General features: G+C 66.7%; 19 protein-coding genes and 4 tRNA genes. 19 read left to right on the top strand and 4 right to left on the bottom strand.

Annotation, left to right across the window (positions count from 1 at the left end):
* Window positions 1-7: 7 nt before the first annotated feature.
* The gene (gene apaG, locus ACFPOE_RS02230; protein WP_376848362.1) at window positions 8-388 is read right to left on the bottom strand and encodes a Co2+/Mg2+ efflux protein ApaG; all 381 of its coding nucleotides are present in this window, start codon (window positions 386-388) and stop codon (window positions 8-10) included.
* A 39-nt stretch (window positions 389-427) separates the two neighbouring features.
* On the opposite strand from apaG, the gene rpe reads away from it, so the two are divergent.
* On the top strand, window positions 428-1126 hold the full coding sequence (rpe, locus tag ACFPOE_RS02225; RefSeq protein WP_376848361.1) for a ribulose-phosphate 3-epimerase: 699 nt from the start codon (window positions 428-430) through the stop codon (window positions 1124-1126).
* On the opposite strand, the gene ACFPOE_RS02220 is transcribed toward rpe, so the two are convergent.
* A complete protein-coding gene (locus ACFPOE_RS02220) occupies window positions 1107-1403 on the bottom strand; it encodes a hypothetical protein (protein WP_376848360.1) in 297 nt (98 codons plus the stop codon). The two genes, rpe and ACFPOE_RS02220, sit on opposite strands and share 20 nt — an antisense overlap.
* Window positions 1404-1618: 215 nt before the next feature.
* Between ACFPOE_RS02220 and ACFPOE_RS02215 the strand changes: the two genes are divergently transcribed.
* The 3 genes from ACFPOE_RS02215 (at window position 1619) to gph (ending at window position 4852) form a co-directional block, all read left to right on the top strand.
* Entirely contained in the window at window positions 1619-1897 is a 279-nt protein-coding gene (locus tag ACFPOE_RS02215) for a GlsB/YeaQ/YmgE family stress response membrane protein (protein WP_376848359.1), read from the top strand.
* Window positions 1898-1986: 89 nt separating this feature from the next.
* Window positions 1987-4149 carry a catalase HPII gene (gene katE, locus ACFPOE_RS02210; protein ID WP_376848358.1) on the top strand — a complete coding sequence of 721 codons (2163 nt, stop codon included), beginning with the start codon at window positions 1987-1989 and terminating at the stop codon, window positions 4147-4149.
* Window positions 4150-4180: 31 nt separating this feature from the next.
* The gene (gene gph / locus ACFPOE_RS02205; protein ID WP_376848357.1) at window positions 4181-4852 is read left to right on the top strand and encodes a phosphoglycolate phosphatase; all 672 of its coding nucleotides are present in this window, start codon (window positions 4181-4183) and stop codon (window positions 4850-4852) included.
* 39 nt (window positions 4853-4891) lie between these two features.
* On the opposite strand, the gene ACFPOE_RS02200 is transcribed toward gph, so the two are convergent.
* Window positions 4892-5482, bottom strand: a complete 591-nt coding sequence (locus tag ACFPOE_RS02200; RefSeq protein WP_376848356.1) for a chalcone isomerase family protein — start codon at window positions 5480-5482, stop codon at window positions 4892-4894.
* Window positions 5483-5775: 293 nt separating this feature from the next.
* Here ACFPOE_RS02200 and trpE point away from each other — a divergent pair, with 293 nt between their 5' ends.
* From trpE to ACFPOE_RS02160, 8 genes are all read left to right on the top strand, one after another.
* On the top strand, window positions 5776-7275 hold the full coding sequence (gene trpE / locus ACFPOE_RS02195) for an anthranilate synthase component I (protein ID WP_376848355.1): 1500 nt from the start codon (window positions 5776-5778) through the stop codon (window positions 7273-7275).
* On the top strand, window positions 7272-7724 hold the full coding sequence (locus ACFPOE_RS02190) for a GxxExxY protein (protein ID WP_376848354.1): 453 nt from the start codon (window positions 7272-7274) through the stop codon (window positions 7722-7724). The genes trpE and ACFPOE_RS02190 overlap by 4 nt, the downstream gene beginning before the upstream one ends.
* A gap of 85 nt (window positions 7725-7809) precedes the next feature.
* On the top strand, window positions 7810-8382 hold the full coding sequence (locus ACFPOE_RS02185) for an aminodeoxychorismate/anthranilate synthase component II (protein ID WP_376848353.1): 573 nt from the start codon (window positions 7810-7812) through the stop codon (window positions 8380-8382).
* Entirely contained in the window at window positions 8379-9473 is a 1095-nt protein-coding gene (locus ACFPOE_RS02180; RefSeq protein ID WP_376848352.1) for a GntG family PLP-dependent aldolase, read from the top strand. Before ACFPOE_RS02185 ends, ACFPOE_RS02180 begins: the two co-directional genes overlap by 4 nt.
* The gene (locus tag ACFPOE_RS02175) at window positions 9470-10129 is read left to right on the top strand and encodes a LysE family translocator (protein ID WP_376848788.1); all 660 of its coding nucleotides are present in this window, start codon (window positions 9470-9472) and stop codon (window positions 10127-10129) included. Before ACFPOE_RS02180 ends, ACFPOE_RS02175 begins: the two co-directional genes overlap by 4 nt.
* A gap of 18 nt (window positions 10130-10147) precedes the next feature.
* Window positions 10148-11179: an anthranilate phosphoribosyltransferase gene (gene trpD / locus ACFPOE_RS02170; protein ID WP_376848351.1), complete on the top strand. Its 1032-nt coding sequence runs from the start codon at window positions 10148-10150 to the stop codon at window positions 11177-11179.
* 4 nt (window positions 11180-11183) lie between these two features.
* Complete coding sequence (trpC, locus tag ACFPOE_RS02165; protein ID WP_376848350.1) at window positions 11184-11987, top strand: indole-3-glycerol phosphate synthase TrpC; 804 nt, start codon at window positions 11184-11186, stop codon at window positions 11985-11987.
* Window positions 11987-12700 carry a uracil-DNA glycosylase gene (locus ACFPOE_RS02160; RefSeq protein WP_376848349.1) on the top strand — a complete coding sequence of 238 codons (714 nt, stop codon included), beginning with the start codon at window positions 11987-11989 and terminating at the stop codon, window positions 12698-12700. The genes trpC and ACFPOE_RS02160 overlap by 1 nt, the downstream gene beginning before the upstream one ends.
* 3 nt (window positions 12701-12703) lie before the next feature.
* On the opposite strand, the gene ACFPOE_RS02155 is transcribed toward ACFPOE_RS02160, so the two are convergent.
* Window positions 12704-13825, bottom strand: a complete 1122-nt coding sequence (locus tag ACFPOE_RS02155) for a patatin-like phospholipase family protein (RefSeq protein WP_376848348.1) — start codon at window positions 13823-13825, stop codon at window positions 12704-12706.
* Between the two features lie 158 nt (window positions 13826-13983).
* Here ACFPOE_RS02155 and ACFPOE_RS02150 point away from each other — a divergent pair.
* The 7 genes from ACFPOE_RS02150 (at window position 13984) to nusG (ending at window position 16774) form a co-directional block, all read left to right on the top strand.
* A tRNA-Tyr gene (locus tag ACFPOE_RS02150) sits at window positions 13984-14069 on the top strand.
* A gap of 86 nt (window positions 14070-14155) precedes the next feature.
* Window positions 14156-14229, top strand: a tRNA-Gly gene (locus ACFPOE_RS02145).
* A gap of 52 nt (window positions 14230-14281) precedes the next feature.
* A tRNA-Thr gene (locus ACFPOE_RS02140) sits at window positions 14282-14356 on the top strand.
* A gap of 36 nt (window positions 14357-14392) precedes the next feature.
* Window positions 14393-15583, top strand: a complete 1191-nt coding sequence (tuf, locus tag ACFPOE_RS02135) for an elongation factor Tu (protein ID WP_376848347.1) — start codon at window positions 14393-14395, stop codon at window positions 15581-15583.
* 51 nt (window positions 15584-15634) lie between these two features.
* Window positions 15635-15710, top strand: a tRNA-Trp gene (locus tag ACFPOE_RS02130).
* Window positions 15711-15794: 84 nt separating this feature from the next.
* Entirely contained in the window at window positions 15795-16178 is a 384-nt protein-coding gene (secE, locus tag ACFPOE_RS02125; protein ID WP_376848346.1) for a preprotein translocase subunit SecE, read from the top strand.
* Window positions 16178-16774, top strand: a complete 597-nt coding sequence (nusG, locus tag ACFPOE_RS02120; protein ID WP_376848345.1) for a transcription termination/antitermination protein NusG — start codon at window positions 16178-16180, stop codon at window positions 16772-16774. The genes secE and nusG overlap by 1 nt, the downstream gene beginning before the upstream one ends.
* Window positions 16775-16862 lie beyond the last annotated feature (88 nt).

Genomic DNA, 16862 nt, shown 5'->3' with positions numbered 1-16862 from the left:
GAGGGTGCTAGTGCAGCACGCGTTGCGCGCCGTCGTCCAGCATGAAGGGCGGCACCGGCACGTCGAAGCGCTCGCCGTCCTCGGCGACGAAGAAGTAGCTGCCTTCCATGCTGCCGCTGGCGGTGCGCAGGCGGCAGCCGCTGGTGTACTGGAAGGCTTCCCCCGGCTTGAGCAGCGGCTGCTGGCCGACCACGCCCAGGCCCTTGACTTCCTCCACCTCGCCGGCGGAGTTGCCGATCACCCAGTGGCGCGAAATCAGCTGCGCCGGCACCTCGCCGGTGTTGGTGATGGTGATGGTGTAAGCGAAACTGTAGATGCCCTGCGAGGGGGCCGACTGCTCGGGCAGGAACCGGGGCTCGACCTCGACGCGAAACTGGTACTTGGCCATGCGCGGATGTTACCTGTTCGCGATTTGCGAAAATGCGCCATGAGCAAAACCTACCGCATCGCCCCCTCGATCCTCTCGGCCGACTTCGCCCGGCTCGGCGAGGAGGTCAAGAGCGTGATCGCCGCCGGCGCCGACTGGATCCATTTCGACGTGATGGACAACCATTACGTGCCCAATCTCACCTTCGGTCCGATGATCTGCTCGGCCCTCAAGCCGCACGCGAAGACCGCCACCGGCGTCGCGGTTCCGGTCGACGTGCACCTGATGGTGCAGCCGGTGGACGCGCTGGCCCAGGCCTTCGCCGAAGCGGGCGCGGACTACATCAGCTTCCACCCCGAGGCGTCGGGCCATGTCCACCGCAGCGTGCAGGCGATCAAGGCCAAAGGCTGCAAGGCCGGCCTGGTGTTCAATCCGGCGACGCCGCTGGACGTGCTGGACTGGATGATCGAGGAGATCGACCTGGTGCTGATCATGAGCGTCAACCCCGGCTTCGGCGGCCAGAGCTTCATCGATTCGGCGCTGCGCAAGATCGAGCAGGCGCGCAAGCGCATCGACGCCTGCGGCAAGGACATCCGGCTGGAGGTCGACGGCGGCATCAAGACCGACAACATCGCACGGGTGGCGGCCGCCGGCGCCGACACCTTCGTGGCCGGCAGCGCGATCTTCGGCAAGCCCGATTACAGGGGCGTCATCGACGCCATGCGCAAGGAACTGGCGGCTACGGCACGACCTTCTTGACCGGGTCCTGCGCGCCCTGGCGCACCTTGTCGTAGGCCTGGTCCAGCACCGGCCCGCGGTCGGTGTCGACCAGCCCCCGTTCCACGTCTGCGCCCGCCTGCCGGCCGACGCGTCCCGATGACGGCTCCTGCGCCGCCTGGCTGTCGGCCGATTCGTCGCGCTCGTTGGGCGTGCGCGGCACGCGCTGCTGCTGCTCGCCCTGGGCCGGGACCGTGTTGCCCTTGGTCGCGTTCGCGCTGGCGTCGGGACGCTTGCGGCTGGTCAGTCGGTTGTGCATGGTCTGGCCCGGGTGCTGGTTGAAGAGCCAACTGTCGGGGCTGCAAGGCCGCGCCGCGGTAGGGCCGCGGCTGAGGAAGCTGTGGGAAACGTCCTACCGGTGCTGGGGGATGCGGCCGACAACGCGCGGGGCCGCACGGCTACGGTGTCTGGCTCAGGCGGTCCCTAAGCTCCAGAGCACACATGCCGACCACGCAAAGCGCAAGGAGAACCCCCATGGAGTTGCTCGCAGGAATCCTCATCGGTGCCCTCATGGGCTCGGCCGCGGCCGCCATGATGCGGGTCCAGTCGTCGCGCGGCGTCTACCTGCACGCCATGCTGGGTGTCGTCGGCGCCGCCATCGGGGGCGTGGCCCTCAGCCTGCTGTTCCCCGGCTCGTGGAGCGAGATCCAGGACGACTTCCTGGTGTGGTGCGTCACCGGCGCTGCCGGCGTGCTGGCCCTGGCCACGGTGGCCAACGTCCTCGAGCTCGCCCTCGACCTCGAAACCAGCTGAACCCCTTTTCAAGCTCGCGGCTTGCGCGCCGGCGCGCTTGCGCCTGCCCATTCGTTTTACCGCACAGTCAAGTTACCCAGGAGTGATAGATGGCCCAGCCCCGACAGGACACCCAGCGCAAAGCCAAGGCGGGAGACAGCGCAGCCGCCAAGGTCAAGCAGCTGGAGTCGTTCAGCCAGGGTCCGGAGAACCAGCTGACCACCAACCAGGGCGTTCCGATCCCGGACAACCACAACTCGCTCAAGGCGGGGGTGCGCGGGCCGACGCTGCTGGAAGATTTCATCCTGCGCGAGAAGATCACGCACTTCGACCACGAGCGCATCCCCGAGCGCGTGGTGCACGCGCGCGGCACCGGCGCCCACGGCTATTTCGAGCTGTACAAGTCGCTGTCGGAATACACCCGCGCCGACTTCCTGCAGGAGGTGGGTGCCCGCACGCCGGTGTTCGTGCGCTTTTCCACCGTCGCCGGTTCCCGCGGCTCGTCCGACACGGTGCGCGACGTGCGCGGTTTTGCCGTCAAGTTCTACACGCGTGAGGGCAACTACGACCTGGTGGGCAACAACATCCCGGTGTTCTTCGTGCAGGACGCGATGAAGTTCCCGGACCTGGTGCACGCCGTCAAGCCGGAGCCGCACCACGAGATGCCGCAGGCCGCCAGCGCCCACGACAGCTTCTGGGACTTCGTCTCGCTGATGCCGGAAACGACGCACATGCTGATGTGGGTGATGTCGGACCGCGCCATCCCGCGCAGCTTGCGGATGATGGAGGGCTTCGGCGTCCACACCTTCCGCCTGGTCAACGCCCGCGGCGTCGCCCATTTCGTCAAGTTCCACTGGAAGCCCAAGCTGGGCAAGCACGCGCTGGTCTGGGACGAGGCACAGAAGATCGCCGGCAAGGATGCCGACTTCCACCGCCGCGACCTGTGGGAGGCGATCGACCAGGGCAACTTCCCCGAGTGGGAGCTGGGCCTGCAGCTGATCGAGGAAAGCAAGGCGCAGGCGCTGGGCTTCGACCTGCTGGACCCGACCAAGCTGATTCCGGAAGACATGGTGCCGGTGCAGCTGGTGGGCAAGATGGTCCTGAACCGCAACGTCGACAACTTCTTCGCCGAGACCGAACAGGTGGCCTTCCATCCGGGCCACGTGGTGCCGGGCATCGACTTCAGCAACGACCCGCTGCTGCAGGGCCGGTTGTTCTCGTACACGGACACGCAGCTGTCGCGCCTGGGCGGCCCGAACTTCCACGAGCTGCCGATCAACCGGGGCGTGTGCCCATTCCACAATTTCCAGCGTGACGGCATGCACCGCCAGACGATCAACAAGGGCCAGGTGAACTACGAGCCGAACACGCTCGCCACCGGGTCCGAGCAGCGCGTCGACGGCGGCACCGGCGGCTTCCAGAGCTATCCGGAAGAGATCGAGTCGCCCAAGGTCCGGCGCCGCAGCGCCAGCTTCGACGACCACTTCTCGCAGGCCACGCTGTTCTGGAACAGCCAGAGCCCGGCCGAGAAGGAGCACATCATCGCGGCCTTCCAGTTCGAGCTGTCGAAGGTGGCGGTGCCCGCGATCCGCCAGCGCGTGGTCGACAACCTGGCGCACGTCGACGGCAAGCTGGCGCGCAAGGTGGCGGAGCCGCTGGGCATCGGCGCGCCCGACGCCAAGGCCGCGGCCGGCCGCGCCGGCTTTCGCGAGGCGCGTACCAAGCTGCCGATCGAGTCGTCGGCCGCGCTGAGCATGGAAACCGCCGGCGGCCCGATCCAGACCCGCAAGGTGGCGATCCTGGTGGCCGACGGCGTCGAGACCGGGGCGATGAAGATCGTGCAGCAGGCGCTGCTCGACGCCGGGGCCATCTGCAAGGTGGTCGGGCCGCACCTGGGCTTCGTGTCCACCTCCTCGGGCCAGCAGCTGGCGGTGGACTTCACCTACGTCAACATGCCGTCGGTGATGTTCGACGCGGTGCTGGTGCCCAGCGGCGCCGCCAGCGCCAGGGCGCTGGCGGCCAACGGCGACGCCGTGCACTTCGTGCTGGAGGCGTTCAAGCACTTCAAGACCATCTGCGTGATCGGCGAGGGCGTGGAGCTGCTGCGTAGCCTGGGCATCAACGCGGCCGGTTCCGAGTCCGTGGTGGCGGCCGGCGTGCTGGTGGGCAAGAGCGAGCCGACCGCGCGCGTGCAGCTGGCGCAGGATTTCGTCGCCGCGATCGGCAAGCACAGGCACTGGGGCCGCGCCAACGTGGACGCAGTGCCGGCCTGAGCGCTTGCCGGCGCTGATGCACACTGCGGCGATGAACGCGACGCTCGAAATTCCGCGGCTGAGCGCCGCCATCCTCGATCTGGACGGCACCATGATCGACACACTGGGCGATTTCGTCGTGGCGCTGAACCGGATGCTGGACGACCTGCGGCTGCCCGGCATCGAGCGGCCGGACATCGAGCGGATGATCGGCAAGGGCTCCGAGCACCTGGTGCTGTCGGTGCTGGCGCACGTCGGCGGATCGCCGGAACAGTTCCCCTCGGCGTGGGACGCCTACCAGCGCCATTACCTGGCGGTCAACGGCCAGCATGCGGCGGTCTATCCCGGCGTGGTCGAGGGCTTGCGCCTGCTCCAGTCGCGCGGCCTGAAGCTGGCGTGCCTGACCAACAAGCCGACCAATTTCGCGTTGCCGCTGCTGGCGGCCAAGGGCCTGGACGGCTTCTTCGAGGTGGTGTTCGGCGGCGACGCCTTCGAGCGCAAGAAGCCCAGCCCGCTGCCGCTGCTCAAGACCTGCGAGGCGCTGCCCTCGCTGCCGGCCGAGACGCTGATGATCGGCGACTCCAGCAACGACGCCGCTGCCGCCCGCGCCGCCGCCTGCCCGGTGGTGCTGGTGACCTACGGCTACAACCACGGCGAGCCGGTCCGCTCGGTGGACGCGGACGGCTTCGTCGATTCGCTGGCGGAGCTGGCTGCCCGGCTCTGATCGGTTGGGGACAGGGCTGGAGCTCTGTCCCGCAAGATCTCACGCAGGCTTGCCCAGCAGCGCGTCCTTCAGTTTCCAGTCGGCCGGCTGGGGGCCGAGCCAGATCCGCAGCAGCGCGTTGTAGAACTCCGGTTCCTTGAACGGCTCGCCCTGCGGCACGCCGCGCAGCGTGAGCACGGTGCCGGTGCCCGGGATCCAGTCGATGGCGAAGTTCTCGCCGGAGTTGAGCTTCTTGTTCTCGGAGAAGATCTGGCTCATGCGCAGGACGCCGGGGATCAGCTTGGAGAAGGACGCCTTGTCCATGTTGTCCTCGATGCCGCGCGAGAACAGCTTGCCCAGCTCCGACGAATCGATGTCGCGCAGCATCGTGATGGTGATGCGCTTGGCGCCCGGCGCGGCCAGCACTTCTTCCGTGGTGCCCGCCTTGCGCGTGAGATACAGGCCGGCCACGTAGACCTTGAACACGGCCTTGTAGCGGGTGCCGGCGCCGTTGAGATGCGTCTTGCTGCCGCGGATGTCGGCGGTGTCGTCGAAACGGATCCCCGAGACGGTGACCTGCGCCATGGCTCCGGACACGGCCAGCAGCGTGAAGGCCGCCAGCAGCCAGGCCTTTGGGTTCCTGAAAATCATGATTTCTCCAATTGTTTCGAAATGTAGCAAGAGGAATTCTTCACCCGGTGGAGCGAAGCGGCTACAGGGTTTTCGCGGGGTTCTCGTCCTGTTTGCTACACTGGCCCGAATGTTCATTCACCGAACCCACATCACAGGTTTGAGCGACCGGGGAGCCTGGCCCTGGCGTCGGTCCCGGTTCGTGCGTTCCTGACCGGCGCGGGCAGTCCGTGCCCCGCGCCTTGCTTGCAGCAAGGCATCCTTGTGAATGAAACGCGGCAGCCCCCTGCCGTGGAGCTAGTGGAGGCTCACCCTTGATCACCGAACTCGAATTCAAAAGCCTTGCCTTGCAGGGCTACAACCGCATTCCGTTGATGGTGGAAGCGTTCGCGGACCTCGAAACCCCGCTGTCGCTGTACCTGAAACTGGCGCACGCCCGCGACGGCGGCAAGTACAGCTTCCTGCTGGAGTCGGTGGTCGGCGGCGAGCGCTTCGGCCGCTACAGCTTCATCGGGCTGCCGGCCCGCACGCTGCTGCGCGCCAGCGGCTTCGGCGCCGACGCCGTGACCGAGGTCGTGAAGGATGGCGTGGTGGTCGAAAGCGCCCGCGGCAACCCGCTCGATTTCGTCGCCGCCTACCAGCAGCGTTTCAAGGTGGCGCTGCGTCCGGGGCTGCCGCGCTTTTGCGGCGGACTGGCAGGCTACTTCGGCTACGACACCGTGCGGCACATCGAGAAGAAGCTGGAGAAGAGCTGTCCGCCCGACACCCTGGGCTGCCCGGACATCCTGCTGCTGCAGTGCGAGGAACTGGCCGTCATCGACAACCTCTCGGGCAAGCTCTACCTGATGGTGTATGCCGACCCGGCGCAGCCCGAGGCCTATGCCAACGGCAAGAAGCGGCTGCGCGAACTGCGCGAGATGCTCAAGTACTCGGTGAGCGCGCCGGTGGTGAAGCAGACGCAGACCTTCCCGGCCGAGCGCGATTTCGCCAAGGCCGACTACATCAAGGCGGTTGAAGAGGCCAAGGAGATGATCGCGGCCGGCGATTTCATGCAGGTGCAGGTGGGCCAGCGGATCAAGAAGCGCTACACCGAGTCGCCGCTGTCGCTGTACCGCGCGCTGCGTTCGCTCAACCCCAGCCCCTACATGTATTACTACCACTTCGGCGACTTCCACGTGGTGGGCGCGTCGCCCGAAATCCTGGTGCGGCAGGAGCAGACGCCCGAGGGCCAGAAGATCACGATCCGGCCGCTGGCCGGCACCCGGCCGCGCGGCGCCACGCCGGAAATCGACAAGGCCGTGGAGCAGGAGTTGATCAACGACCCGAAGGAGCGTGCCGAGCACGTCATGCTGATCGACCTGGCGCGCAACGACATCGGCCGCATCGCCAAGACCGGCAGCGTGAAGGTGACCGAGGCCTTCGCGGTGGAACGCTACAGCCACGTGATGCACATCGTGAGCAACGTCGAAGGCATCCTGAACGACGGCATGACCAGCATCGACGTGCTGAAGGCCACCTTCCCGGCCGGCACGCTCAGCGGCGCTCCCAAGGTGCACGCGATGGAGGTGATCGACAGGCTGGAGCCGACCAAGCGCGGCATCTACGGCGGCGCCTGCGGCTACCTCAGTTACGCCGGCGACATGGACGTCGCCATCGCGATCCGCACCGGCATCATCAAGGATCAGACGCTGTACGTCCAGGCCGCCGCAGGGGTCGTCGCCGACTCCGTGCCCGAGCTCGAGTGGAAGGAAACCGAGGCCAAGGCCCGGGCCCTGCTGCGGGCGTCGGAGCTGGTGGAAGAGGGGCTGGAATGAACACCGCTGAAAACGGACAGCCGGACGCAGAAGGCGCAGAAGCAACGCAGAATTCGCAGAAGGACAACCTGAAGTTCGAGAACGACCTGTCGCATGCCGTGATCGGCGCGGCCGTGGAGGTGCAGCGGGTGCTGGGAGTGGGTTTGCTCGCGAGCGCCTATTCGGCTGCGCTGGCGATCGAGCTGGGCGAGCGGGAAATCGGATTCGAGCGGGAGGTGTCCGTGCCGGCGATGTACCGGGGTCGGCCCCTGGGGGTCGCCTACCGCGCAGACTTCATCGTCGAACGCGCGCTGATCGTGGAGGTCAAGGCCATCGATGCGATCACCGAAATCCACCGGGCCCAGTTGCTGTCGTACCTGCGGCTGGCCAACCTGCGGCTGGGATTGCTCATCAACTTTTACGCTTTTCCGGTGGTCAAGAGCGTCCACCGCATGGTCAACAAGCCATGAACATTCATTCGTGTTCTTGCTGCGTGTTCCGCGTTTCTTCTGCGTTTTCTGCGTCCGGCCGTCCGCTTTCAGGGAGCAATCAAGAATGAAACTCCTCATGATCGACAACTACGACAGCTTCACCTACAACCTGGTGCAGTACTTCGGCGAACTGGGTGCGCAGGTGGAAGTGTTCCGCAACGACGAGATCACCGTGGCCGGCATCGCCGCGCGCAAGCCGGACCGGCTGGTGGTCTCACCGGGGCCCTGTTCCCCGGCCGAAGCGGGCATCTCGGTGGAAGCGATCCGGCACTTCGCCGGCAAGCTGCCGATCCTGGGCGTGTGCCTGGGCCACCAGAGCATCGGGGCCGCGTTCGGCGGCAAGATCGTGCGCGCGCAGCAGCTGATGCACGGCAAGACCAGCGTGATCACCACCACCGGCGAGGGCGTGTTCGCCGGATTGCCGCAGCAGTTCACCGTCAACCGCTACCACTCGCTGGCGATCGAAAAGTCCTCCTGCCCGGCCGATCTCGCCACCACGGCCTGGACCGAGGACGGCGAAATCATGGGCGTGCGGCACAAGGAACTGGCGGTCGAGGGCGTTCAGTTCCACCCCGAATCCGTCCTCAGCGAGCACGGCCACGCGCTGCTGAAAAACTTCCTGGAGCGAGCAGCATGAACAGCAACACCCCCGTCGTCGACCTGCGCAGCGACACCGTCACCCGTCCCACCGCCGCCATGCGCGAGGCCATGGCTGCCGCTCCGCTGGGCGACGACGTGTTCGGCGACGACCCGAGCGTCAACGCGCTGCAGGACAAGATCGCCGCGCTGCTCGGATTCGAGGCCGCGCTGTTCGTGCCCACCGGCACCCAGAGCAACCTGTGCGGCGTGCTTTCCCATTGCCAGCGCGGCGACGAGTACATCGTCGGCCAGATGGCGCACTGCTACCGCTGGGAAGGCGGCGGCGCGGCCGTGTTCGGCAGCGTCCAGCCGCAGCCGATCGCACACCAGCCGGACGGCACGCTGGCGCTTGCCGACATCGAGGAGGCGATCAAGCCGGACGACCCGCACTTCGCGCGGAGCCGCCTGCTGGCCCTGGAAAACACGCTGGGCGGCAAGCTGCTGCCGATGGCCTATGTGGAACAGGCGACGGCGCTGGCCAAGAGCAAGGGGCTGGCGCGCCATCTCGACGGGGCGCGCTTGTTCAATGCCGCCGTGGCCCAGGCGGCCGGGGCTGGGGTAGTCGAAGCCCAGGCGAGCACTTCGCCAGGCTCAGTGCGGGCGGTGTTTGCGCAGGCGAGGCGGATTGCACAGTGCTTCGACAGCGTCTCGGTCTGTTTCAGCAAGGGGCTGGGCGCGCCGGTGGGCTCCGCGCTGTGCGGCTCGCGCGACTACATCGCCAGGGCGCGGCGGATCCGCAAGATGGCCGGCGGCGCGATGCGCCAGGCCGGCATGCTGGCTGCCGCGGCATCCTATGCGCTGGATCACCACGTCGAGCGGATGGCGCAGGACCATGCGCTGGCCAGGCGACTGGCCGAGGGCCTGGCCGGCATCGATGGCGTCCTGGTGGAGGCGCCGCACACCAACATGGTCTTCGTCGACCTCGCCGGGCCGGCGCGGGCGAAGTCGCAGGGGCTGATCCAGAACCTGGCGGCCCAGGGCGTGCTGGCCACCGGGCTGTACCGCCTGCGCTTCGCCACCCATCTCGATGTGGACGAGGCGGGGATCGACCGGGCCATCGCGGCGGTCCGCCGGCACTTCCTGGGCTGAGCGCCGTGGCAACCGACCAGCTCCTGCTCTTCATCGCGGCCGGCCTGCTGCTGAACCTCACGCCCGGTCCCGACGTGCTCTACATCGTCACCCATGCGCTCAAGTCCGGAGCCCGGGCCGGGGTCGTCGCGGCGTTCGGCATCACGGCCGGCTGCTTCGTGCACATCTTCGCGGCCGCCGTCGGCGTCAGCGCGCTGCTGGCCGCATCGGCGACCGCATTCACGGTGCTCAAGTGGATCGGCGCCGCCTACCTGGTGTGGGTGGGCCTCAGGATGCTGCGTTCGAGCGCGCCGCCGGCCATGGACGCCGGCACGCATCACGTGCAGGCAACCGCGGCGGCCGACCTCCAGGCCATTTTCCTGCGCGGCTTCGCCACCAACGCGCTCAATCCCAAGGTGGCGCTGTTCTTCCTGGCCTTCCTGCCGCAGTTCATCGGGCCGGCCATCGAGCACAAGTCGCTGGCCTTCCTGCTGCTGGGCCTGCTGTTCAATTTCAACGGCCTGTGGGTCAACATCGGCTGGGCGCTGGCCGCCGCCTGGTTGTCGTCCCGCGTCGGCGCGGTCCGCAAGGGCATGCACTGGCTGGAGCGCGCGGCCGGCGCCATGTTCCTGGGCTTCGGACTGAAGCTCGCTTTGTCCGACAATCCTTCACGCTAGATCTCCATGGAGAACACCATGCCCATCACCCCCCAGGAAGCGCTGCAGCGCACCATCGAGCACCGCGAGATCTTTCACGACGAGATGCTGCGGATCGTCCGGCTGATCATGAGCGGCGAGCTGTCGCCGGTGATGATGGCGGCGCTGATCACCGGCCTGCGCGTCAAGAAGGAAACCATCGGCGAGATCACGGCGGCCGCCCAGGTCATGCGCGAGTTCTCCACCAAGGTCCATGTCGCCGACAAGACACACCTGGTGGACATCGTCGGCACCGGCGGCGACGGCTCGCACACCTTCAACATCTCCACCTGCTCGATGTTCATCGCCGCCGCGGCCGGCGCCAAGGTCAGCAAGCACGGCGGGCGCAGCGTCTCGAGCAAGAGCGGCAGCGCCGACGTGCTGGAAAGCCTGGGCCTGAACATCAACCTGGCGCCCGAGGCGATCGCCAGGTGCATCGCCGAGGTCGGCATCGGCTTCATGTTCGCGCCCAACCACCATCCGGCGATGAAGAACGTCGCGCCGATCCGCAAGGAACTGGGCGTGCGCACCATCTTCAACATCCTCGGGCCGCTGACCAATCCTGCCGACGCGCCCAACATCCTGATGGGCGTGTTCCATCCGGACCTGGTCGGCATCCAGGTGCGGGCGCTGCAGCGGCTGGGCGCCAACCACGCCGTGGTGGTCTACGGCCGCGACGGCATGGACGAAGTCAGCCTCGGCGCCGCGACCATGGTGGGGGAACTGAAGAACGGCGAGATCAAGGAGTACGAGATCCATCCGGAGGACTTCGGCATGGCGATGGCCAGCAACCGCGCGCTCAAGGTGGAGACGCCGGAGCAGTCCAGGGCGATGCTGCTGGCCGTCCTGGACAACCAGCCCGGTGCGCCGCGCGACATCGCCATCCTCAACGCCGGCGTGGCGCTGTATGCCGCCAACGTGGCGCCGACCATGAAGGAGGGCATCGCCCTGGCGCGCACGGCGGTGGAATCGGGTGCGGCCAAGGCCAGGCTGGAGCAGCTGGTGGCGCTGTCGAACTCGCTGGGAGCCTGAGCCGATGAGCGACATCCTGGACAAGATCGTCGCGGTCAAGCGCGAAGAGATCGCCTTTGCCGCCAAGCGCAAGCCGCTGGCGGCCATGCGCGCCGACGCGCAAACGCGCGTGCTGACGCGCGACTTCATCGGCGCCATGCGCCGCAAGATCGCCGCCGGCCAGAGCGCGGTGATCGCCGAGATCAAGAAGGCCAGCCCCAGCAAGGGCGTGCTGCGCGAGGAGTTCATTCCCGCCGACATCGCGCAGGCCTATGCCGAGGGCGACGGCAAGACCAGCGCCGCCTGCCTGTCGGTGCTGACCGACCGCGAGTTCTTCCAGGGCGAACCCGATTTCCTCAAGCAGGCGCGGGCCTCCTGCGAGTTGCCGGTGCTGCGCAAGGACTTCATGGTCGATCCTTACCAGGTCTACGAATCGCGCGTGATGGGGGCCGACTGCATCCTGCTGATCGCCGCCTGCCTGGACGACGCCAGGATGGCCGAGCTGGAAGCGATTGCCCGCAGCCTGGACATGGCGGTGCTGGTGGAGGTGCACGACGGCGCCGAACTGCAGCGCGCGCTCAGGCTCAAGACGCCGCTGATCGGCATCAACAACCGCAACCTGCGCAGCTTCGAGGTGTCGCTGGACACCACGCTGTCATTGCGGCAGGAGGTGCCGGCCGACCGACTGCTGGTGACCGAGTCGGGCATCCGCATGCCGGCCGACGTCAAGACCATGCGCGACGCCGGCGTGAACGCGTTCCTGGTCGGCGAGGCGTTCATGCGCGCCGACGACCCGGGGCTGGCGCTGGCTGAGTTGTTCGGCCATTGATGGACGATCGGCTGGAGCGCTGGGAGCCCGAGCAGTGGCCGGTCGCTCCCGACTGGAAGCTGGTGGTGGACGCCTTCCTGGCCAGTCCCGCCGGCGCGCAGCTCGGCGAATTCATCCGCGGCCGGCTCGCCGCCGGCGCCACCATCTTTCCGCCGCGGCCGCTGCGGGCGCTGGAACTGACGCCGCTGCACAAGGTGCGGGCCGTGATCCTGGGTCAGGACCCGTACCACGGCGCCGGCCAGGCCGAGGGGCTGGCCTTCTCGGTGGCCAGGGGCGTGCGGCTGCCGCCCTCGCTGCGCAACATCTTCAAGGAGCGGCTGGCGACGCTGCAGGAGCCCGTGCCCGAGCATGGCTCGCTGGTGGAATGGGCCCGGCGCGGTGTGCTGCTGCTCAACACCAGCCTCACGGTGGAGGAGGGGCAGGCCGGCAGCCATGCGAAGAAGGGCTGGGAAACGCTGACCGACGCCTTGCTGGAGCAGGTGGCGAAGACGGCGTCGCCCTGCGTCTACCTGCTGTGGGGGGCGCACGCGCAGGCCAAGGCCGGCCTGATCGAGCGGACGGCGCTGGCCCATGGCTGCGATGCGCTGATCCTGCAGGCCAACCATCCGTCGCCGCTCTCGGCCCTGCGCCCGCCAGCCCCGTTCCTGGGTTGCGGCCATTTCCTCACCGCCCGCCAGTGGCTGGCGGTGCGCGGCCATCCCGACGTTCTCTAGGCCTTAGCGCGGCGTGCGCCGGAACAAGCGGGCCAGCCACGCCGGCAAGGACAGGCGGCGCGGCCCGGACGCCGTTTCCGTGACCTGGCCTTGCGCACCGTCGAGGTAGTCGCGCCGGATGTCCACCGTTCCATGCCGTCCGATCGCCTCGAAGTGGTGGGCCAGCCAGTCGTGCGTGCGTTGCTGGCCGAGCTCGAACAGGTTGCGGATCAGCGCGGCGTCGGTCGAGCTCTTGGTGGAGGCCGGATAGACCTTCATCTCCTCGCCGCCGTCGATCCGGTGCAGCAGCACCTGCCTGGCGCGTGACGGGTCCAGCGCGCCCTCGCTCAGCAGCCGGTTGATCAGGTCGATGGCGCGCATCTGCGGCAGCAGGCTGGCGTTGAAGGTCAGCTCGTTGACGCGGTCCAGGATCTGGTCGGGCTTGTGTGGCGTGTGCTCCTGGCGCAGCGGGTTGATCTGCACCAGCATCACGTCCGCGCAGGCGCAGTGGGTGATCAGCGGCGTCAGCGGCGGATTCACCGAGTAGCCGCCGTCCCAGTAGTCCTCGTCGTCGATCGTCACCGCCCTGAACAGCATCGGCAGGCAGGCCGACGCCGTGACGGCCTGGGCATCGAGCCGGGCGCCGCTGAAGATCACCGCCCGGCCGGTGCGCACGTGGGTGGCGCAGACGAACACCTTCAGCTGCGGGGCGCGGGCGATCGCGGCGAAATCGATCTCCTGCTCCAGCAGATTGCGCAGCGGGTTGATGTCGAGCGGGTTGGACTGGTACGGCGAGAACAGCCCGCGCATCGCATTGGCCCAGATGTTGGTGGGCGCCAACTCGGGCGGAAGGCCGCCCCACAGCATGCTGGCGAAGCGCTGCTGGAGCGAGCCGGCAGCGCCCCAGGCGGAGATCTGGTTCCAGATCCGGGCCAGCGAATCGCGGGCGCCGCGGCGGGGATCGGTGCCATTGGCCAGTCCGGTCGCATAGCCGCTGGCCAGTGCCACCGCATTGACGGCGCCGGCGCTGGTGCCGCTGAGGCCTTCGAAGCCGATCCTGGGATCGGCCAGCAGGGCGTCGAGCACCCCCCAGGTGAAGGCGCCGTGGGAGCCGCCGCCCTGAAGAGCCAGATTGAGTGTTCGCATGGGCCGACCGTACGCAACATTCGTGCACTGCGCGTGTCAAACGCGGACCGTTGCGCGGCCGACGCCTCCAGGTTCGTCGCGCGTGGGCCGAGGCAGGGTCTTTGGCCGCATGCCGGCTGGATGGGCTGCCAAAAGCGTGGTATATTTCGAGGTTCGCCGGAGGGGTGCCCGAGTGGCTAAAGGGGGCAGACTGTAAATCTGTTGGCTTACGCCTACGCTGGTTCGAATCCAGCCTCCTCCACCAAGCCTTTTTTGAGGGTTGGCGATTGATAGAAGTGATTTGTGTAGCGCTGTGGAAAGCCTGCGAGGGTTGAAGAATCGCCCCCGTTTGCGGGAGTAGTTCAATGGTAGAACCCTAGCCTTCCAAGCTAATGACGCGGGTTCGATTCCCGTCTCCCGCTCCACGAACCGCTTCGTCGGTCATGGCGAGTGTTTGCAAGGCGAACATGGAATTTCGCCCTTTTGGCTCAGTGGTAGAGCACCCCCTTGGTAAGGGGGAGGTCGCGGGTCCGATTCCCGCAAAGGGCACCAGTTTTTGTTGATCAGTTTCTTTTTCGGAGTCGAAAAATGGCAAAAGGAAAATTCGAGCGGACCAAGCCGCACGTCAACGTGGGCACCATCGGCCACGTGGACCACGGCAAGACGACGCTGACGGCGGCGATCACCTCGGTGCTGGCGGCCAAGTTCGGCGGCGAAGCCAAGGCCTATGACCAGATCGACGCGGCTCCGGAAGAAAAAGCGCGCGGCATCACGATCAACACCGCCCACGTGGAGTACGAGACCAAGAACCGTCACTACGCGCACGTGGACTGCCCCGGCCACGCCGACTACGTCAAGAACATGATCACCGGCGCCGCCCAGATGGACGGCGCGATCCTGGTGTGCTCGGCCGCCGACGGCCCGATGCCCCAGACCCGCGAGCACATCCTGCTGGCGCGCCAGGTGGGCGTGCCTTACATCATCGTGTTCCTGAACAAGTGCGACATGGTCGACGACGCCGAGCTGCTCGAGCTGGTCGAGATGGAACTGCGCGAGCTGCTGGACAAATACGACTTCCCGGGTGATAGCACCCCGATCATCCACGGCTCGGCCAAGCTGGCGCTGGAAGGCGACAAGGGTCCCCTGGGCGAAGAAGCCATCATGAAGCTGGCCGACGCGATGGACAGCTACATTCCCCAGCCCGAGCGAGCCATCGACGGCGCGTTCCTGATGCCGGTGGAAGACGTGTTCTCCATCTCCGGCCGCGGCACCGTGGTGACGGGCCGGGTCGAGCGCGGCATCGTCAAGGTCGGCGAGGAAATCGAGATCGTGGGCATCAAGCCGACCATCAAGACCACCTGCACCGGCGTGGAAATGTTTCGCAAGCTGCTGGACCAGGGCCAGGCCGGCGACAACGTCGGGGTGCTGCTGCGCGGCACCAAGCGCGAAGAAGTCGAGCGCGGCCAGGTGCTGTGCAAGCCCGGTTCGATCAAGCCGCACACGCACTTCACCGCCGAAGTCTATGTGCTGAGCAAGGACGAGGGCGGTCGCCACACGCCGTTCTTCAACAACTACCGGCCCCAGTTCTACTTCCGCACCACGGACGTGACCGGCGCCATCGAGTTGCCCAAGGACAAGGAAATGGTCATGCCCGGCGACAACGTGTCGATCACCGTCAAGCTGATCAACCCGATCGCCATGCAGGAAGGCCTGCGCTTTGCCATCCGCGAAGGCGGCAAGACCGTCGGCTCCGGTGTTGTTGCCAAGATCTTGGAGTGATTTGTCTTGGGGACGGATCTCTAGCTCTGTCTCCAGCCGATTAGAAACCGAAGGGGTATAGCTCAATTGGCAGAGCGTCGGTCTCCAAAACCGAAGGTTGTAGGTTCGATTCCTACTGCCCCTGCCACCTGAGTGGCAACAACCCGAACCCGCCGGAAGGCGGGTTTAGTGCCTTCAAAAGCACGTGATTTGAAGCAGGAAAACGCCAACCATGGCCACGACTCAAGTTGAAACCGTCAGCACCAGCGCCGACAAGGCGAAGCTGGCAGCGGCATTGCTGCTGGTCATTGGTGCGCTTGCCGCCTTCTACCTGCTGGGCAAGCAGGGCCAGATCGTGCAATGGGGCGCCCTGATCGCCTGCCTGGTGGTGGCGGTGGTGGTGTTCATGGTGTCCGAGCCCGGCAAGCAGTTCGTCGCCTTCGGCCGGGATTCCTGGCGCGAAGTCAAGAAGGTGGTCTGGCCGAGCCGCAAGGAGGCCATCCAGATGACCGCCTACGTGTTCGGCTTCGTGGTGATCATGGCCCTGTTCCTTTGGCTGACCGACAAGACCCTGGAATGGCTGTTCTACGACGCGATCCTGGGCTGGAAGAAGTAATGAGCGAAATCGAAACCTCCACCGACGACTCGAAGCCCGCGGCGCCGGCCAAGCCGGTGAACCCGGACCTGCGCTGGTACGTCGTCCACGCCTATTCGGGCATGGAAAAGGCCGTCGAGCGCAACATCCGCGAGCGCATCCTGCGCGCCGGCATGCAGGACATGTTCGGCGAGATCCTGGTGCCGACCGAAGAGGTCGTCGAGATCAAGAACGGCCAGAAGAAGACGTCCGAGCGGCGCTTCTATCCGGGCTACGTCCTGGTCCAGATGATCATGAACGACGACACCTGGCACCTGGTCAAGCACACCAACAAGGTCACCGGTTTCGTCGGCGGCGCCAAGAACCGCCCGGCGCCGATCTCCGAAGAAGAGGTCGGCAAGATCCTGGGCCAGATGGAAGAGGGCACCGAGAAGCCCCGCCACAAGGTGGAGTTCGTGGTCGGTGAATACGTGCGCGTCAAGGACGGCCCGTTCACCGACTTCAACGGCACCGTCGAAGAAGTGAACTACGAAAAGAACAAGGTCCGCGTGTCGGTGACGATCTTCGGCCGCGCCACCCCGGTCGAACTGGAGTTCTCTCAAGTCGAAAAGACCTGAGACCTTGGGGGGCAGACCGCGCAAGGCGTGCTCTGTCCTCAACGGATTGAGAAGTCCTCCTGCCTATACGGCTCGGCAGGGGGCGTAG

Origin of the sequence: Caenimonas terrae (assembly GCF_042655405.1) — a bacterium.
Lineage (GTDB): Bacteria > Pseudomonadota > Gammaproteobacteria > Burkholderiales > Burkholderiaceae_C > Ramlibacter > Ramlibacter terrae_A.
This window is presented reverse-complemented; position numbering and strand designations above follow the sequence as displayed.

Excerpts from the sequence above, each read along its gene's own strand:
- apaG (WP_376848362.1), bottom strand. The coding sequence starts at position 388 with ATGGCCAAGTACCAGTTTCGCGTCGAGGTCGAGCCCCGGTTCCTGCCC.
- rpe (WP_376848361.1), top strand. The coding sequence starts at position 428 with ATGAGCAAAACCTACCGCATCGCCCCCTCGATCCTCTCGGCCGACTTC.
- ACFPOE_RS02220 (WP_376848360.1), bottom strand. The coding sequence starts at position 1,403 with ATGCACAACCGACTGACCAGCCGCAAGCGTCCCGACGCCAGCGCGAAC.
- ACFPOE_RS02215 (WP_376848359.1), top strand. The coding sequence starts at position 1,619 with ATGGAGTTGCTCGCAGGAATCCTCATCGGTGCCCTCATGGGCTCGGCC.
- katE (WP_376848358.1), top strand. The coding sequence starts at position 1,987 with ATGGCCCAGCCCCGACAGGACACCCAGCGCAAAGCCAAGGCGGGAGAC.
- gph (WP_376848357.1), top strand. The coding sequence starts at position 4,181 with ATGAACGCGACGCTCGAAATTCCGCGGCTGAGCGCCGCCATCCTCGAT.
- ACFPOE_RS02200 (WP_376848356.1), bottom strand. The coding sequence starts at position 5,482 with ATGATTTTCAGGAACCCAAAGGCCTGGCTGCTGGCGGCCTTCACGCTG.
- ACFPOE_RS02190 (WP_376848354.1), top strand. The coding sequence starts at position 7,272 with ATGAACACCGCTGAAAACGGACAGCCGGACGCAGAAGGCGCAGAAGCA.
- ACFPOE_RS02185 (WP_376848353.1), top strand. The coding sequence starts at position 7,810 with ATGAAACTCCTCATGATCGACAACTACGACAGCTTCACCTACAACCTG.
- ACFPOE_RS02180 (WP_376848352.1), top strand. The coding sequence starts at position 8,379 with ATGAACAGCAACACCCCCGTCGTCGACCTGCGCAGCGACACCGTCACC.
- trpD (WP_376848351.1), top strand. The coding sequence starts at position 10,148 with ATGCCCATCACCCCCCAGGAAGCGCTGCAGCGCACCATCGAGCACCGC.
- trpC (WP_376848350.1), top strand. The coding sequence starts at position 11,184 with ATGAGCGACATCCTGGACAAGATCGTCGCGGTCAAGCGCGAAGAGATC.
- ACFPOE_RS02160 (WP_376848349.1), top strand. The coding sequence starts at position 11,987 with ATGGACGATCGGCTGGAGCGCTGGGAGCCCGAGCAGTGGCCGGTCGCT.
- ACFPOE_RS02155 (WP_376848348.1), bottom strand. The coding sequence starts at position 13,825 with ATGCGAACACTCAATCTGGCTCTTCAGGGCGGCGGCTCCCACGGCGCC.
- tuf (WP_376848347.1), top strand. The coding sequence starts at position 14,393 with ATGGCAAAAGGAAAATTCGAGCGGACCAAGCCGCACGTCAACGTGGGC.
- secE (WP_376848346.1), top strand. The coding sequence starts at position 15,795 with ATGGCCACGACTCAAGTTGAAACCGTCAGCACCAGCGCCGACAAGGCG.
- nusG (WP_376848345.1), top strand. The coding sequence starts at position 16,178 with ATGAGCGAAATCGAAACCTCCACCGACGACTCGAAGCCCGCGGCGCCG.